Annotated in this window: 12 protein-coding genes; 6 read left to right on the top strand and 6 right to left on the bottom strand. The window is 66.9% G+C overall.

Features of this window, described 5'->3' with window-relative positions:
* Positions 1-54: 54 nt before the first annotated feature.
* The 4 genes from DBV10_RS15640 to nirB all read right to left on the bottom strand — a co-directional run bounded on the left by DBV10_RS15640 (position 55) and on the right by nirB (position 6,817).
* Positions 55-2,946, bottom strand: a complete 2,892-nt coding sequence (locus DBV10_RS15640) for a nitrate reductase (RefSeq protein WP_124514537.1) — start codon at positions 2,944-2,946, stop codon at positions 55-57.
* Positions 2,947-3,061: 115 nt separating this feature from the next.
* A complete protein-coding gene (gene nirD / locus DBV10_RS15635; protein ID WP_124514536.1) occupies positions 3,062-3,463 on the bottom strand; it encodes a nitrite reductase small subunit NirD in 402 nt (133 codons plus the stop codon).
* A 75-nt stretch (positions 3,464-3,538) separates the two neighbouring features.
* A complete protein-coding gene (locus DBV10_RS15630) occupies positions 3,539-4,351 on the bottom strand; it encodes a type IV pili methyl-accepting chemotaxis transducer N-terminal domain-containing protein (protein WP_124514535.1) in 813 nt (270 codons plus the stop codon).
* Between the two features lie 21 nt (positions 4,352-4,372).
* On the bottom strand, positions 4,373-6,817 hold the full coding sequence (gene nirB / locus DBV10_RS15625; protein ID WP_124514534.1) for a nitrite reductase large subunit NirB: 2,445 nt from the start codon (positions 6,815-6,817) through the stop codon (positions 4,373-4,375).
* A gap of 320 nt (positions 6,818-7,137) precedes the next feature.
* On the opposite strand from nirB, the gene DBV10_RS15620 reads away from it, so the two are divergent.
* On the top strand, positions 7,138-8,898 hold the full coding sequence (locus DBV10_RS15620) for a bifunctional protein-serine/threonine kinase/phosphatase (protein WP_124514533.1): 1,761 nt from the start codon (positions 7,138-7,140) through the stop codon (positions 8,896-8,898).
* Between the two features lie 276 nt (positions 8,899-9,174).
* Here the strand turns inward: DBV10_RS15620 and DBV10_RS15615 are convergent, their stop codons facing one another.
* Complete coding sequence (locus DBV10_RS15615; protein WP_124514532.1) at positions 9,175-10,389, bottom strand: nitrate/nitrite transporter; 1,215 nt, start codon at positions 10,387-10,389, stop codon at positions 9,175-9,177.
* 471 nt (positions 10,390-10,860) lie between these two features.
* Between DBV10_RS15615 and DBV10_RS15610 the strand changes: the two genes are divergently transcribed.
* Entirely contained in the window at positions 10,861-12,522 is a 1,662-nt protein-coding gene (locus tag DBV10_RS15610; protein WP_124514531.1) for a PAS domain-containing methyl-accepting chemotaxis protein, read from the top strand.
* A 130-nt stretch (positions 12,523-12,652) separates the two neighbouring features.
* Here the strand turns inward: DBV10_RS15610 and DBV10_RS15605 are convergent, their stop codons facing one another.
* Positions 12,653-13,678: a LacI family DNA-binding transcriptional regulator gene (locus DBV10_RS15605; protein ID WP_124514530.1), complete on the bottom strand. Its 1,026-nt coding sequence runs from the start codon at positions 13,676-13,678 to the stop codon at positions 12,653-12,655.
* Between the two features lie 203 nt (positions 13,679-13,881).
* Between DBV10_RS15605 and DBV10_RS15600 the strand changes: the two genes are divergently transcribed.
* The 4 genes from DBV10_RS15600 to DBV10_RS15585 all read left to right on the top strand — a co-directional run bounded on the left by DBV10_RS15600 (position 13,882) and on the right by DBV10_RS15585 (position 17,400).
* On the top strand, positions 13,882-14,367 hold the full coding sequence (locus DBV10_RS15600) for a gluconokinase (RefSeq protein ID WP_124514564.1): 486 nt from the start codon (positions 13,882-13,884) through the stop codon (positions 14,365-14,367).
* The gene (locus DBV10_RS15595; protein ID WP_124514529.1) at positions 14,364-14,882 is read left to right on the top strand and encodes a TRAP transporter small permease; all 519 of its coding nucleotides are present in this window, start codon (positions 14,364-14,366) and stop codon (positions 14,880-14,882) included. Before DBV10_RS15600 ends, DBV10_RS15595 begins: the two co-directional genes overlap by 4 nt.
* Before the next feature lie 12 nt (positions 14,883-14,894).
* Positions 14,895-16,187, top strand: coding sequence for a TRAP transporter large permease (locus DBV10_RS15590; protein ID WP_124514563.1), 1,293 nt, complete (start codon positions 14,895-14,897; stop codon positions 16,185-16,187).
* A gap of 193 nt (positions 16,188-16,380) precedes the next feature.
* Positions 16,381-17,400, top strand: coding sequence for a TRAP transporter substrate-binding protein (locus DBV10_RS15585; RefSeq protein ID WP_124514528.1), 1,020 nt, complete (start codon positions 16,381-16,383; stop codon positions 17,398-17,400).
* Positions 17,401-17,475 lie beyond the last annotated feature (75 nt).

Here is a 17,475-nt window from a genome sequence, read left to right as displayed (position 1 = left end):
TCGGTGACTTCGTGGGGGGGGTGCTGATTTTCTCGCAACCCAGAGAACTTTTGGTTATATGGTGGCCTGCGCCAGAGGTTTGGACGCCAGGGGACCGGTGGCGCGCACCATGCGTTTCAGTTCAGGCAGGCACGATCCACAGTTCGTGCCGCAGCGCAGCTTGCCCTGCAGCTGCGCCAGGCGGTCGTCGTCGGTGCCGTGGCAGCGTGCCAGCTCGGTGGTGATGGCGGCATCCGTCACGTTGAAGCAGGTGCACACCGATTTGCCACGCGACTGCACGGCCACGGGGGCCTTGGCGCCGGGCACCAGCAGCAGGCGGCCGTAGGTCTGGGCGGGCAGCTCTTCCTGCAGCAGGGTCTTGAGCCAGCCTTCGGCGCTGGTGTCGCCCGCCAGCACGATGCCTTCCAGCGTGGTGGTGTCACTCCGGCGCATCAGCCGCGCGGCGCGGCGCTGGCCGCGTTTTTTATCGGCATAACGCAGCGTGTCGGTGCTGGCCAGGCCCATCAGGGATTCGATGCGTTCCACCGTGGCGTCCGGCGGGGCTTCGTGCGCGGCGGCGCGCAGCAGCACGCCCACGCGCTCGCGGCCGGGTTCGCCCAGTGGTGTGTTGTTGCTGAAGGGCACGCAGCTCGCAAACGGGAACTGCGCCATCAGCGCAGACAGCGCTTCGCGCGTGGCCTGGGCGCTGTCGGCGGGCAGCCAGGCCATGGCCAGCAGCGTCCAGGGCAGCTCGGCCTTGAGCACCTTCACGGCCGCGTGCTTGAGTTCAGGTTGCTTGGAAGTGGGGCAATAGGCTGAGGTGGTGAGCGCATTCACGCCCGCCAGGCGTTCGCCGGTGGAGGAGCAGCCGCTCAGAAATTCGCTGCCCCAGTGCATGGCCATGAAGGCCTGCGACAGGCCCACGGTGGCATCGCCCTGTGCAGGCACCACGATGGTGCCGCGCTTGCTCGTCACATAGACCAGGTCGCCGTTTTTCAGGCCGCGCCGCTCCATGTCCTGCGGGTGCAGTTGCACGCTGGGCTCGGCCACATGGCCGAACAGGCGGCCCAGGGTGCCGGTGCGGGTCATGCCGTGCCACTGGTCGCGCAGGCGGCCCGTGGTCAGGCTGAAGGGGTAGCGCGATTCGCGCTGCTCGGCCAGGGGCTGCCAGGCGTGGGCCGCAAAACGCGCACGGCCATCGGCCGTGGGGAAGACGCCGTCTTCGTACAGGCGGGCCTTGCCGAAGTCGTGCCTTCGGGCCGGCAACGCGGTCGCGTTGCCGTCCACATTGCCGCCGCCGGCCGGGTCCGAAGGACACGGCCATTGCTGGGGGCCCTGGGATTCGAGCATCTCCCACGACAGGCCGGTGATGTCCAGGTCGCGCCCGCGGGTGCTCTCGCGGTGCTCGTTCCACACGGTTTCGGCACCCGCATCGGCGGCGTCCGTGGCGTAGGGGAACAGCGTGGGCTGGCCGGGGCGCAGGCGTGCCTCCAATTGGTGCGCAAACTGCACCGCAATGGCCCAGTCGTGGCGCGCCTGGCCGGGCGCGGGCACGGCGGGGCGCACGCGCGAGATGCGGCGTTCGCTGTTGGTCACGGTGCCGGTCTTTTCGCCCCAGGTGGTGGCGGGCAGCAGCAGGTCGGCATACCGCGCGGTTTCGGCCGTGGCAAAGGCCTCCTGCACCACCACAAACTCGGCACGCTGCAGCGCGCGGCGCACCGTGGCCTGATCGGGCATGCTCTGCGCGGGGTTGGTGCAGGCAATCCACAGGGCCTTGATCTCGCCGTCGGCGGCGGCCTGGAACATCTCCACGGCCGTCTTTCCAGGCTGGGATGGCACATCGGCCACGCCCCACAGCGCGGCCACCTCGGCACGGTGTTGGGGGTTGGCCAGATCACGGTGGGCACTGAGCAGGTTGGCCAGGCCGCCCACCTCGCGCCCGCCCATGGCGTTGGGTTGACCGGTCAGGCTGAACGGGCCCGCGCCGGGTTTGCCGATCTGCGCTGTGGCTAGGTGCAGGTTGATGAGCGTGGCGTTCTTGGCCGTGCCGCTGCTGCTCTGGTTGAGGCCCTGGCAGTACAGGCTCAAAGTCGCTTTCGAGGTCGCGAACCACTTGGCTGCCGTGGTCAGGTCGGCCACCGAGATGCCACAGGTCTGCGCCACGCGCTCGGGCGTGTAGTCGCGCACCAGCGCCTTGAGTTCGTCAAAGCCCGTGGTGTGCGCGGCGATGTACTCGGCATCCGTCCAACCCTCCCACAGCATCAGGTGCAGCATGCCGTTGAACAGCATCACGTCGCTGCCCGGCTGGATGGGCAAAAACAGGTCGGCCATGCCGGCCGTGTCGGTGCGGCGCGGGTCGGCCACGATGACCTTCATGCCGGGGTTGGCGGCGCGTGCGTCTTCAATGCGCCGGAACAGGATGGGGTGCGCCCAGGCCGCGTTGCTGCCCACGATGAACAGGCACTGCGCGTGCTTCACGTCGTCGTAGCAGGCGGGCGGTGCGTCGGCGCCCAGGGTCTGCTTGTAGCCCGCCACGGCGCTGCTCATGCACAGGCGCGAGTTGGTGTCGATGTTGTTGGTGCCGATCAGGCCCTTGGCGAGTTTGTTGAAGACGTAGTAGTCCTCGGTGAGCAGCTGGCCACTGACGTAAAAGCCCACGGCGTCGGGGCCGTGCTGCTCTATGGTGTGGGCAAACTTCTCGGTGGCCAGCCCCAGGGCAGCGTCCCACGAGAGGGCGCGCGGCGCATCGCTGCGCTGCAGGCGCTGCTGAGGTTGCAGCAGCCGGGTCTGCAGCGTGATGGGGCTGCTGGCCGTGAGGTGCAGGGTCGAGCCCTTGGTGCACAGGCGGCCGAAGTTGGCGGGGTGGTTCGGGTCGCCCCGCACGCCGGTGATCTGGGGGCCGTTGCTTTCGATGATCACGCCGCAGCCTACGCCGCAGTAGGGGCAGGTGGATTTTGTTTCTTGCATGGCGGTGGACCTGGGTATGGGATCTTTGTGGGGCGCAAGCGCTTGTCTGCTGTGCGCAATGCGCTACTGATTTTGTAGCGCTATCGGTGGTGGCGTGGCCGGGGCATGCCGCCGTTCACGCGGGGCTTGCCCGCCGGGCAGGCCCCGCGACGGGGCGGGCGAGGTCGGTGGCCAGCGTGGCGAGTTCGTGGGTGTCCAGGTAGACCGCGCCGTTCTCCACCTTCACCGCAAACTTGGGGGTGCAGCCCTCGTCGGGGGCGGATGCCTGCCCATCGCACAGCCCGATGGTCCAGTTGTGCAGGGGGCAGGCCACCTGTGTGCCGAAAACGATGCCTTGCGACAGCGGGCCGCCCTTGTGGGGGCAGCGGTCCAGCAGCGCAAACACGCCGCCGGCATCGTTGCGGAACACCGCCACGTCCAGCCCTGCTGGGCGCGCCACGCGGCGCGAGCCCAGCACGGGGATGTCGTCCACGCTGCAGATGAGCTTCCAATCGGGGGCGGGGTGGGTCGTGGTCATGGGGATGGTCCTTGGGATTTTTGTGGTGGCGTGGGGCGGACTCGGTGGCGGCCTGTTGCAGTGGGTGGCAGATGCTTAGGTGCCGAGCGCGGCATACATGCCGGTCACGCGGTCCATGCTGGCCAGCAGGTTTTCGCTGCTCACGAACACTTCAGACACCTGGCGGAAGGTGTTGCTGGCGTTGCCCAGTCGCTGCAAGGCGGCGTCGAAGAACACCCACTGGCCGTCTGCCAGCAGCAGCTCCTGGCGGATGCGCGCGGTGGCCTGGGGGGCGTTGCGCAGCAGCTCGGTGGCTTTCAGGAATTCGTCGCGGGCCTTGGCGATCTCGGTGGTGGCGGCGGCGGTGTCCACCCCCAGCATGGCCGACAGGCAGAACTTGGCCATGCGCTGGCTCAGCATGCGCTGGCGCCCGGCCACGTTCACGAGGTAACCCACGGGTTTGCCCAGGGCCACCTCGTACTGCGACGTGCCCTGGTGGGCCAGGGCCAGCACCTTGGCATCGGCCTGCAGCAGCGCGGCCACACCATCGCGCGAGGGCGTGGCGCCTGTCAGCGTGGCCTTGTGGTCGGCCCAGGCGCCTTCGAGCTTCACATAGGTGTCGCGGATGGCGGGCGAGGGGGCATAGGCCTTCAATTCGCCCAGCTGGCGCTCGAACAGGGCCAGGGACTGGTCCAGCACGGCGCGCGCCGCTGGGGTGTCGGCCTTGTGGGCCAGGGCCAGCCAGGCCTTGCCCATGCGCTGGCTCAGCATGCGCTGGCGGCCGGCCTTGTTGATGGCGTCGTTCAGGTCGGCCACCTCGGCCTGGGCCCTGCCGGCCGGGACCAGAAGGCCCAGGGCGCCCCAGGCCGTGGTGTAGCCGGCGGAAGTCAGAAGTGTGCGGCGTTGCATGGTGGGTTCCTTCTTTTCCGGTCAGGCGCCCAGGGGCGCAAACTGGCGCGTGTCCACGGCCGCCTTGTCGAATTCGAACCAGGGATCGGGCTCGCCATCCAGCGCAAACTGCAGCTGCTCCCACAGCGCCTTGCGGCCTGCGTGGTCGTCGAGGATGCGCTTTTTCACGTAATCGAGGCCCACGCGGTCCACGTAGTGCACGGTGCGCTCCAGGTACCAGCCCTCCTGGCGGTACAGCTCGCAGAACGCGCCGGTGTACTCCAGCACTTCCTCGGCGGTTTTCAGCTTGGTGAAGAAGTGCGCCACTTCGGTCTTGATGCCGCCGTTGCCGGCCACGTACATCTCCCAGCCGCTGTCCACGCCGATGATGCCCACGTCCTTGATGCCGGCTTCGGCGCAGTTGCGCGGGCAGCCGCTCACGGCAAACTTCACCTTGTGCGGCGCGTACATGCGCCACATGGCTTTTTCCAGGTCCTTGCCCATCTGCGTGCTGTCTTGGGTGCCCATGCGGCACCACTCGCTGCCCACGCAGGTTTTGACGGTGCGCAGGGCCTTGGCATAGGCGTGGCCGCTGGGCATGCCGATGTCCTTCCAGACATTGACCAGGTCTTCCTTCTTCACGCCCAAGAGGTCGATGCGCTGGCCGCCCGTGACCTTGACGGTGGGGATCTTGTACTTGTCCACCACGTCGGCAATGCGGCGCAGCTCGTCGGCCGTGGTCTCGCCGCCCCACATGCGCGGAATGACGCTGTAGGTGCCGTCCTTCTGGATGTTGGCGTGGCTGCGTTCGTTGATGAAGCGGCTTTGCGGGTCGTCCCGGGCCTCCTTGGGCCAGGTGCTGATGAGGTAGTAGTTGACGGCCGGGCGGCAGGTGGCGCAGCCATTGGGCGTCTTCCATTCCATGAACTTGAACACCTCGGCAATGCTGACCAGCTTGCTGCCGCGGATCGCGTCGCGCACGGCCTGGTGGCCGTGGTCGGTGCAGCCGCACATGGGCTTGGTCTTGGGCGTGGCGCTGTAGTCGCCGCCCGCCGTGAACATGATGATCTGCTCCACCAGCCCGGTGCACGAGCCGCAGCTGGCGCTGGCCTTGGTGTGCTTGCGCACTTCGTCGAGCGTGAACAGGCCCTTGTCCTTGATGGCCTTGCAGATCGCGCCCTTGGTCACGCCGTTGCAGCCGCAGACCTCGTCGCTGTCTTCCATGGCGGCAGCCTTGCTCTGGCCCTGGTGGCCCGTGTCGCCCAGGTGCGATTCGCCGAACATGAGCTTGTCGCGCAGGTCGGTCACGCTGCGGCCATCGCGCAGCAGCTTGAAGTACCAGCTGCCGTCCACCGTGTCGCCATACAGGCAGGCGCCCACCAGCTTGTCGTCCTTGAGTACCAGCTTCTTGTACACGCCGCCAAAGGGGTCGCTCATCACGATTTCTTCGGTGCCCTCGCCGCCCTGGAAGTCGCCGGCCGAGAACAGGTCGATGCCCGTGACCTTGAGCTTGGTGGAGGTGAGCGAGCCCTGGTAGCGGCCGATGCCGAACTCGGCCAAATGGTTGGCCAGCACCTTGCCCTGCTCGAACAGCGGGGCCACCAGGCCATAGGCAATGCCCCGGTGCGCGGCGCATTCGCCCACGGCGTAGATGCGGGCGTCGGTGGTGGTCTGCAGCGTGTCGCTGACCACAATGCCCCGGTTCACGTGCAGGCGCATTTTTTCGGCGAGCTGCGTGTTGGGGCGGATGCCCACGGCCATCACCACCAGGTCGGCAGGCACCTGGGTGCCGTCCTTGAACTTCACGCTGGCCACGCGGCCGTCGGCATTGCCCACCAGCTCCTGCGTCTGCGCGCCCATGAGGAACTGCATGCCGCGCTCCTGCAGCGACTTCTCCAGCATCTTGCCGGCCACGTCGTCGAGCTGGCGCTCCATGAGCCAGTCGCCCACATGCACCACGGTGACCTGCATGCCGCGCTTCATGAGGCCGTTGGCGGCCTCCAGGCCCAGCAGGCCGCCGCCGATGACCACGGCATGCTTGTACGTGGCGGCCGCGTCGATCATGGCCTGGGTGTCGGCAATGTCGCGGTAGGCCAGCACGCCCTTCAGGTCTTTGCCGGGGATCGGCAGGATGAACGGGTTGGAGCCCGTGGCCATGATGAGGCGGTCGTATTCGGCGGTGATCACATCGCCGTCTTTGCCGGTGGCGCGCACCACGCGGCGCACGCGGTCCACGTCGGTCACGGTGAAGCCGGTGTGCAGCGTGATGTGGTTGTCGGCATACCACGACCAGTCGTTGAGGATGATCTCGTCGATGGTCTGCTCGCCCGCCAGCACCGGGGACAGCAGAATGCGGTTGTAGTTGGGGTGGGGCTCGGCACCGAACACCGTGATGTCATACAGATCGGGGGCGATCTTGAGCAGCTCTTCCAGCGTGCGCACACCGGCCATGCCGTTTCCCACCATCACCAGTTTGAGCTTTTTCATCATGACTCCATCGGTTCCATCGCCGGGGCGATGCGCAAAACAAAAAAGGCGTCCACACGATGCTGCTCCGAGGTCTCGAAACCGCATGTGGGGACGCCTTCGTCCGTGCAACTCCTCCGTGCGCCGTTGCACTGCTGAATTGCGTGGGCCTGCCCGGCCCTTGCCTTTGTTAAGCAATGGCCGTGCCAGATGCTGTGCACTGATCTGGGGTGGCCCCGGGGCGCGGGCCGGGGCGGGGGCCGCCGAGGGCGCCGGGGTGGGTGGACGGGCGCGCCCCGGCATGCACCACCTTGGGCACAAAACCTGCATGGAGCTGGTGCATGAGCTTTGAACTGGATGTGGGCCAGGCCTCGCTGGCCGGCCGCAATGAGGTGAACGAGGACTTTGCCGCCCTGGTGGTGGGGCAGGGGCGCGACCGTGAGCGCGGCGCCATCGCCGCCATTGCCGATGGCGTGAGCACGGGCGGCAAGGGCCGCGAGGCCGCCCAGACCACGGTGAGCACCTTGGTGGGCGACTACTTCGCCACCCCCGAGACCTGGGACACCACCGTGGCGCTGGACCGCATCCTCAGCGCGCACAACGGCTGGCTCGCGTCCATGAACCGGCGCCGCCAGCCCGCCGTGGGCCTGACCACGCTCACCGCGCTGGTGCTGCGCGGCCAGTCGTACACGCTGGCCCATGTGGGCGATACCCGCGCCTACCTGCTGCGCGGCGGGCGCCTGCAGCAGCTCACGGCCGACCATGTGATGGCGCAGCGGGACTTTGCGCACCAGCTCACCCGCGCCATGGGGCTCGATGACCATGTGGTGGTGGACTACAGCCAGGGCGAGCTGCACAGCGGCGATCTGTTCGTGCTGCTGTCCGACGGCGTACATGGCAGCCTGCCCGAGCGCGAGCTGCGGCAATTGCTGCGCCAGGAGGGCGTGGCGGCGCAGGCGCTCAGCGACGAGCTGGTGCAGGCCGCGCTGCGCCGGGGCAGCAGCGACAACGTGACGGCGCTGGTGGTGCGCGTGCAGGGCGCGCTGGAGGCCACGCTGCAGGACGAATCCCGCCGCGCGCAGGACCTGCCCGTGCTGCCCCTGCTCAAGGTGGGCGACCCGGTCGATGGCCTGGTGGTGACGGCCCTGGTGGCCGACAGCGGCATCCACCGCATTTACCAGGTGCGCGACCCGGCCACGCAGCGCCTCTATGCCCTCAAGACCCTGCTGCCCACGCGCGCGCACGATGCCGAGGAGCGCGCCACGCTGGCGCACGAGGCCTGGGTGGCGCGGCGCATGCAGTCGGGCCAGGCCGCCGCCCACCTGGCGCGGCTCAACACCTGGCCTGTGGGCGAAGGGCAGGAAGGCGAGGGCGCCAGCGCGTTCTACCTGCTGTACGACTGGCACGCGGGCGCCACCCTGGGCCTGCGCCTGCGCAGCCGCCAGCACCTGGGCGTGACCCAGGCCGTGGCCGTGGTGATGCAGGCGGCGCAGGTGCTGGGCTGGTTGCACCGCCAGGGGGTGGTGCACCGCGACATCAAGCCCGACAACCTGCACCTGGGCGACGATGGCGTGCTGCGCGTGCTGGACCTGGGCGTGGCCCTGTCCGGCCGCGAACCTGAGGCCACGCGCCAGCTGCACGCGGGAACCCCCAGCTACATGAACCCCGAGCAATGGCCGGGCTACGAAAAAAGCGGCGACACCGAGGGGCAGTTGCCCGATGCGCGCAGCGACCTGTTTGCGCTGGGCGTCACGCTTTACCAGCTGCTGAGCCAGGGGCGCCTGCCCTATGGCGAGGTGGTGCAGTACCAGTTGGGTCGCTACCACCGCGACCCGCTGCCCCCCAGCCGCCACAACCCCGGCGTGCCCATCTGGCTGGACCAGATCGCCCTGAAGGCCGTGGCGCGCCAGCGCGCACAGCGCTTTGAAACGGCCGAGGAGCTGCTGCTGGCGCTGGAGCGTGGCGCGTCCCGCCCCCTGTCAGCCCCCGGCCCGCAGCCGCTGATGCAGCGCGACGCCACGGCCCTGTGGAAGATCGCACTGGCCGTGAGTGTGCTGGTGAACCTGCTGCTGATTTACTGGCTGCTGTTTTTGCCGCGGTAGGGGTGGGGCGTTGGAGTTACTCCTAAAAGAATAGCTGCTTGCGCTTGTTGGATCAGCGCAGAGGCCTGTTTTCCTTTTGAATATCGACCCACCGTTCGGGCTGAGCCTGTCGAAGCCCGGTGCTAGGCTTCGACAGGCTCAGCCTGAACGGTTGGGAGATGCGAAAGATGGAAAGGCGCTGTGCGCCTTAACGGCTACGCCGTTCACGCGCTGCGCGCACGTCCACCCTTCTAGCGAAAGTGCGGGCAATGCTGCGCATTGGCTGGCTGCGCCAGCTCAGGCACTGCGTGCCCGACCGCCCTTTTCTGCCCATGTCCGCGTCCAGCGGATCTGCATCACGCGCAGCAGCACCAGCATGGCCAGCGCGCACACCGCGATGCCCACAAAGCCCCACAGGTAGGTGCCGGTGTACTGGCGCGAGATGCCCATGCCGTTGGGGATGAAGCCGCCGCCCAGGGCGCCGATCTCGCCAATCATCGAGCCGGCCACGGCCGTGGTCAGCGGCCAGCGCAGGGGCACCAGCTGGAACAGCGCGCCATTGCCCGCGCCCAGGGCTGCAAAGCACACCAGGAACAGCAGCATGGTGATGGGCAGCGAGTTCTCGGCCAGGCCGCACAGCACCATGCTCACGGCCGTGATGGCCAGCACGCCGGTGAGCGTGTTCACGCCGCCCCAGTGGTCCGACAGCCAGCCGCCAAACACGCGCAGCGCCGCACCCAGAAAGGCCGCCATCATCGTGAGCTGGCCCGCCTGCACCTTGCTCACGTTGAACTGGTCATAAAAATAGCTGGGCAAAAAGGTGGTGAGGCCGATGAAGCCGCCAAAGGTCACGGCGTAGATCAGGCTGAACGCCCAGCCGTCTTTTTCAAACAGGCAGGCAATGTGCTCGCGAAAGCTCGAATGGGCCGCCAGGTCGGGCGGCTCCTGGGCGTACACCGCCATCACGATGGCGGGCACGGCCACGCTCACGGCGGCAAAGCCATACACGGCCTGCCAGCCGAACTTCTGGGCCAGCGCCGGGGCCAGCAGGGCGGCCACGGCCGTGCCCACGTTGCCAGCGCCCACGATGCCCATGGCCAGGCCCTTGTAGCGCGGCGGGAACGAGCCCGAGCCCAGCGACAGCGCTACGCCAAAGCTGGCCCCGGCCACGCCCAGCAGGAGGCCCATGGCCAGCAGGTCGTTGTAGGTGTGCACGAACAGGTAGCCATAGCCCATGGCGACAAAGATGCCCGCCATTTCGACCAGCGTGGCACGTTTGCGGCCGATGTACTGCGCCAGGATGCCCAGCGGAAAGCGCATGAGCGCACCGGCAAAGATGGGGATGGACAGCATCATGCCCATCTGCGTGGGGGTGAGCTGGAAGCTCTCGCGGATGAACGGGGCCATGGCACCGTTGATGACCCAGACCGCGCAGGAGAAGCCGAAATAGAGAAAGGACGACCACAGCGTGGGCGCGTGGCCGGACTTGAGGAACTCGCGGAAATGAAGCATGGCAATCTTGCGCAAAGGGGCTGCAGGAACACCTTCAGCCGGGGCAAAAACAAAAAAGCGCCTGCACGGAACGCGCAGGCCTTGCAGCCTGGTTGCACTCCATGAAGACGCCGACGTCCTGTTCGCCCAATCCGCCGTTGCACCGGGCTGACACACGGCCCACGTTGGCCGTTGCCAGAATGAAAGCAATGCCCGTGCCAGGTTTGCTTCTTTGGGGTGTTTGATAGAAATAGCCGCTACCGCACGTCCATATTCAATTTGTTGCTACAAAAATTGAATTGCGTGGTGGTGGGGTTGCAGCGCTTTGGGGCAGGGTGTTGGATCGATGCACTCTTTTGGTGAAAACGCAGCGCGTGGCGATTTAACTGTTGCGAAACATTTTTTTCGCCATAGGATCAACCCGACTTTTCCGAGGCTTTTTTCAGTTCAGTTTTTTCTGGGGTGACAAGGTTTTTCACAAGGAGGGGTTTCATGCGCGTCAATCTGCCGGTCAGCACGCAAGAATTTGCGTTTCCCAAAGGCCAGACCCTGGTGTCCACCACCGATCTCAAGGGTCGCATCCTGTACTGCAACCCGATGTTCATCGAGGTCAGCGGCTACGAAAAAGAAGAACTCCTGGGCCAGCCCCACAACATGATCCGGCACCCGGACATGCCCGAGGAGGCGTTCCGTGACATGTGGGAGACCATCGACAAAGGCATCCCCTGGTCGGCACCGGTCAAGAACCGGCGCAAGGACGGCACCTTCTACTGGGTGATGGCCAACGTCACGCCGCTCATGCAGGGCGACCAGCCCACGGGCTACATGTCGGTGCGCACCGAGGCCTCGCGCGAGCAGATCCAGGGGGCCGAGCAGCTTTACCGCACCATGCAGACCGAGAAGCAGGCCGGCGCGCTGGTGCATGTGCTGCGCGGGGGGCAATTGATCAAGAACACCTGGGCGGGCCGCCTGATGATGGCGCTGAGCCCGGGCCCTTTGGGCAAGATCGCCTTGTGCACCTTGCTGCTGGTCCTGCTGTCGTGGGGGGCGGCCGCCTTGGGCGGGCACTCCATGACCCTGGGCGCGGGCGTGGCGTGGGCGGCTGTGGTGGTGGCCGCGATCGCCATGGCGGCCTACCTGCACCGGGTCACGGTGCTGCCTTTGCTGGAGATGCTGGGCTGGGCCAACCGGATGGCGGCGGGCGACCTCACGCAGAAATTCTCGGCCACCCGCACCGACACCATGGGCCAGCTGCAAAAGGCGCTGGCGCAGCTCAACGTGAACCTGCTGTCCATCGTGCGCGATGCGAGCCAGGAGAGCGAGCACATGCAGGTTTCCACCCGTGAGATCGCGCAGGGCAACCAGGACCTGTCGTCCCGCACCGAGGCGCAGGCCAGCAACCTGCAGCAGACGGCGGCGTCGATGGAAGAGATCACCGGCACCGTCAAGCAGACGGCCGAATCCGCCCGCCAGGCCACCGTGCTGGCCACGCAGGCCACGCAGGTCTCCGAGCGCAGCAGTGCCGCCGTGGATGGTGTGGCCGACACCATGAAACAGATCCAGACGGCGTCCGGCCGCATCAGCGAGATCACGCAGCTCATCGACTCGATCGCGTTCCAGACCAACATCCTGGCGCTGAACGCGGCAGTAGAGGCGGCGCGTGCGGGTGAGCAGGGGCGCGGCTTTGCCGTGGTGGCGTCGGAGGTGCGCAGCCTCTCGCACCGCACGCAGTCGGCAGCCAAGGAGATCCGCCAGCTCATCGACGACTCTGCCAACAAGGTGAGCGAGGGCCACGAAAAGACCGATGCCGCGCAGAAGACCATGGCCGAGTCGCTGGAGCTGGTGCGCCGCGTGAACACGCTGATCGGCGAGATCCACAGCGCCTCGAGCGAGCAGCTCAGCGGCATCTCGCAGGTCAACTCGGCCGTCGCGCAGCTGGACACCATCACGCAGCAGAACGCGGCGCTGGTGGAAGAAAACGCCGCCTCGGCCATGCAGCTCAACGGCCAGGCGCAAACCATGACCGAGACCGTGCAGGTGTTCCGCATCGACGCGTCGGCCCCAGCGCAGGTGCGCGATGCGGTGGCGCTGCGCAAGGAGATGAAGGGCAGCCAGGGCGCATCGTCGTCCAGCCGGGCGTTGGCGGCGGTCTGAGTTGCGCTGCATTTTCCGCCGGCCTTGAAGCTGGCGCGGCGTCATCGCCAGTGCCACCGTGGAACTGGCTTTGCCAGGCCACGGGTGGCGTCCCCCCCTTGGGGGAAGACGCGCAGCGGCTCAGGGGGGCTTACGTGCTCTCGCGCACCGTCAGCTCAAAGCCCAGATCCACCGAGTTGTGTGCAGGCACTTCGCCGCGCATCAGGGCCAGCAGCATGCGCGCGCTGGCTTCGCCGATGGCCGAGCGGGGCGTGCGCACGGTGGTCAGCGGCGGCAGCATCTGGTCGCTGCCGGCCAGGTCGTTGAAGCCCGCAATCGCCACCTGACCCGGCACCGACAGGCCCAGGCGCTGCGCGGCCAGCAGGCCGCCCTGGGCCAGGTCGTCGTTGCAGAAGAACACGGCATCCACGCCCGGGCGGGTGCGCAGCAACTCCTCCAGCAGCTCGCCGCCCAGGCGCATCGACGAAGGCTGGGGGCTCAGCAGCTCCAGCCGGGGGGCGTAGCGGCCTGCTTCGCGCAGGCAGCGGCGGTAGCCCTCGGCGCGCTGCATGGTGCGCGGGTCGAGCTGGGCGGCGACAAAGGCCACGTTTTGATAGCCGCGCGCCAGCAGGTGGGCCGTCATGCTGTGGCCCGCGTCCTGCTGCGAAAACCCCACGCAGAACACGCCCGGGGCGGGGGTCATTTCCATCAGGTGCACGCAGGGCACGCCGCTGGCCGCAATCAGCTGGCGCGCGGCTTCGGTGCGGTCAAAGCCGGTGACCAGCAGGCCCGCCGGGCGGTGGGCGAGGTAGGTGCGCAGCAACTGCTCCTCCTCCTGCGGGTCGTAGTGGGTCACGCCGATCAGGGCCTGGTAGCCCTCGGGGAACAGCGTGCGGTGCACGGATTCGAGCACGTCCACAAACAGTGCGTTGGACAGCAGGGGCACCAGCACCGGCACCTGCACGCTGCGCTGCGAGGCCAGCGCACGCGCGGCGGGGTCGGGCACATAACCCAGTTGCTGGGCCGCATCCTTGACCCGCTGCACCAGCTCCTGTGCCACGCCGCGCTCGCCGCGCAGCGCCCGGGATGCCGTGATGGGGCTGACGCCTGCCGCCTTGGCCACGTCGCTCAGCGTGGTGCGCCCGCTGGAGCGGCGCCGGGTTTCGGATTTGTTCAAGGGTTAACCCTCATCGGGATGGGTGTTGATCTGGTTAGGATAGCGCTGTCCAAAAGCCTGGGCAAGGTAACGAGCGCTTTTTTAGCAAGTTTGCTGAATCAGCCCCCGGATTTTGGCGGCATCTGCAGAGGTGCATTTTTTTGGATCAATTGGATAGCGCTACCAATATGAGTTTTACGCCGTCATCGGTTTTTCTGGTCGTCATGGGGGTGGCTGGCTGTGGCAAGTCCAGCCTGGGGGCGGCACTGGCCCAGGCCGAAGACCTGCCCCTGATTGAAGGGGACGATCACCACAGCCCCGCGAGCCGTGAAAAAATGCGCCAGGGCATTGCCCTGACCGACGCAGACCGCGAGGGCTGGCTGGCCACGCTGGGGCAGTTGCTGCAGGCCCAGCCCCAGGGGGTGGTGCTGACCTGTTCGGCGCTCAAGAAGGCGTACCGGGACCGTTTGCGCAGCGCCTGCCCCGGGCTGCGCTTCGCTTTTCTGGAGATTGACCGCACGAGCGCAGGCCAGCGCGTGGCGGCCCGGGCCGGCACCCATTTCTTTTCCAGCGCGCTGGTGGACAGCCAGTTCGCCACGCTGGAGTCGCCCGTGGGCGAAGCCGGTGTGCTGCGCCTGGATGCCCTGCAGGACCTGCCCACCCTGCAGCAGCAGGCATCGGCCTGGATTGCCACGAAGGAGACCGCATGAATTCCCCCGCACACACCGAGGCCCCGGCGCCCGAAAGCCGCTTTGCCAGAACCTCCCAGCTGCTGATGGCCGGCTGCCTGGGCGTGATGGCCGTGGCCGTGTTCATCAACGTGGTGCTGCGCTACGGCTTTGGCAGCGGCGTGGCCGCGAGCGAAGAACTCTCGCGCCTGCTGTTTGTCTGGATGGTCTTCATCGGGGCGGCTGCGGCCTACCCCGCAGGCGAGCACATGGCTTTCACCAGCCTGGCGGGCCTGTTGGCCAAGCGCCCCGTGGCGTTTGGCGTGCTCACCGCCGTGATCCGGCTGCTGGTGATGGCCGCGAGCGCCATGTTGGCCTGGGGCGCCTGGCAGCAGGTGGTGGTGGGCATGGGCAGCCGCTCGGTGGTCATGGCCTACCCGGCGGCCCTGCTGCCGCTGCCGGCTTTTTTGTGTGCGGTGGCCATTGGTGTGATGGCGACCATTGAGTTGATTCAACGCAAGCCGCTGGACCTCGGTCACGGCGCTGAGGTGGAGTAAGTGATGATGGCCATGGGACCCGAAGCGCAGGCTTTTATCGTTTTTTCGTTGGGCATGCTGGTGCTGATGGGCACGGGCATGAACATGGGCCTGGCCCTGGTGCTCACGGGCGCCGGCATGGCCTGGGTGCTCGACTTCTGGGACGCGCAACTGCTCGCCCAGAACCTGGTGGCGGGGGTGGACAGCTTTCCTCTGTTGGCCGTGCCGTTCTTCATCCTGGCCGGTGAGCTGATGAACTCGGGCGGCATCAGCCGCCGCATCATCGACATGGCCCAGGCCTGGGTGGGGCATATCCGGGGCGGTCTGGGCTACGTGGCCATTGGCGCGGCGGTGCTGATGGCCAGCATGAGCGGATCGGCGCTGGCCGATACGGCCGCGCTGGCCACCATCCTCTTGCCCATGATGCGCCAGCAGGGCTACCCGATGAACACCTCGGCCGGGCTGATCGCCTCGGGCGGCATCATCGCGCCCATCATCCCGCCGTCCATGCCGTTTGTGATCTATGGCGTGACGACCAACACCTCGATCTCGGCGCTGTTCGTATCGGGCATCGTGCCGGGGCTGATGATGGGCGTGGGCCTGATCTTTGCGTGGCGCTGGGTGCTGCGCGACATGGACCTGCCGCAGGGCGAACCCCTGCCCATGAAGGACCGCCTGCGTGCCACGGTGCGCGCCTTCTGGGCCATGCTGATGCCCCTCATCATCATCGGGGGCATGAAGACGGGCGTGTTCACGCCCACCGAGGCCGCCGTGGTGGCTGCGTTCTATGCGCTGGTGGTGGCGCTGTTCATCCACCGCGAGATGAAGCTGGCCGACATCTACGGCGTGCTGGTGCGGGCGGCCAAGACGACCTCCATCGTGATGTTCCTGTGTGCTGGCGCCCAGGTGGCCAGCTACATGATCACGCTGGCCGACCTGCCCAACGTGCTGACCAGCTGGCTCGGCCCGCTGGTGGAGAACCCGCGCCTTCTGATGGCTGTGATGATGATCGTGCTGGTGCTGATCGGCACGGCGCTGGACCTCACACCCACCATCCTGATCTTCGCGCCCGTGATGCTGCCCATCGCCGTCAAAGCGGGGATCGACCCGGTGTACTTCGGCCTGATGTTCGTGCTCAACGGCGCCATCGGCCTCATCACGCCGCCCGTGGGCACCGTGCTCAACGTGGTGGCCGGCGTGGGCCGCATCTCGATGCACAGCGTCATCAAGGGGGTGAACCCGTTCCTGATCACCTATGTGCTGATCCTGGCGCTGCTGGTCGTGTTTCCCCAGATCGTGACGGCGCCCGTCGTCTGGCTGAGATGAGATGAAGCACCCCCTGAGTCGCTTCGCGCCTTCCCCCTCTCTCGGCTCGCTGCGCGAGTCGGGAGGGGGACGCCCCCGGTGCGGCGGGGCGGCCCTTGCACGGGGGCGCTGGTCTCGCGCGTGACGGTTTCGATCACCTTTGCTCTTTTGATTTTCCCCCGTTCTTTCCTCCCTCACCACAATGGAGACAACCATGAAAACTTTCCGCCGTACCCTGCTGGCCGCCCTGTCGGTGGCCGCCATCACCTGCTCGTTCCAGGTGGCTGCGCAAGACTTCAAGCCGCGCATCGTCCGCTTCGGCTATGGCCTCAATGAGGCCTCCAACCAGGGCCGTGCCACCAAGCTGTTTGCGGAAGAGGTCGAAAAGGCCTCGGGTGGCAAGATGAAGATTCGCGCCATCGGCGCAGCCGCGCTGGGCTCGGATGTGCAGATGCAGCAGGCGCTGATCGGCGGCGCGCAGGAGATGATGGTGGGCTCCACCGCCACGCTGGTGGGCATCACCAAGGAAATGGCGATCTGGGACACGCCTTTCCTGTTCAACAACGCCAAGGAGGCCGACGCCGTGCTCGACGGCCCCGTGGGCCAGAAGGTGATGGACAAGCTGCAGGAAAAAGGCCTGGTGGGCCTCGTGTACTGGGAGAACGGCTTTCGCAACCTCACCAACAACAAGCGCGCCATCACCAAGCTGGAAGACATGGACGGCGTCAAGCTGCGCGTGATGCAGAACAACGTGTTCCTCGACAGCTTCAAGACCCTGGGCGCCAACGCCGTGCCGCTGCCGTTCTCCGAACTCTTCACCGCCCTCGAAACCAAGACGGTGGACGGCCAGGAGAACCCCTACAACACCATCCTGTCGAGCAAGTTCTACGAGGTGCAGAAGTACCTCACCGTGACCAACCACGTCTACAGCCCCTGGATCGTGCTGGTGAGCAAGAAGTACTGGGATGGCCTCTCGAAGGCCGAGCAGAAGGTGCTGCTCGACGCCGCCAAGAAAAGCCGCGACTTCGAGCGCCAGGACACGCGCGCCGAAGCCGACAAGGCGCTGGCGGATCTGAAGGGCAAGGGCATGCAGGTCAACGAACTGCCTGCCGCCGAGGCCAACCGCATGCGTGAAAAGCTGGGTGCCGTGAACGCCAGCATTGCCGCCAACGTGGGTGAAAGCCTGTGGAAGGATGTGCAGGGCGCCGTGGCGCAGGCGCGCGGCGGCAAATAAGCCTGGCCAGGCGCTGTTGCAGCGCCTGGTTTGCCCTTCAGACGAGGGGTTCCCAACAATGCAAAAGGCCGGGCC

This window comes from Acidovorax sp. FJL06, assembly GCF_003852545.1.
Lineage (GTDB): Bacteria > Pseudomonadota > Gammaproteobacteria > Burkholderiales > Burkholderiaceae_C > Acidovorax.
Note: the sequence above shows the minus strand (reverse complement) of the source record. Positions and strands in the feature narration are given on the sequence as shown.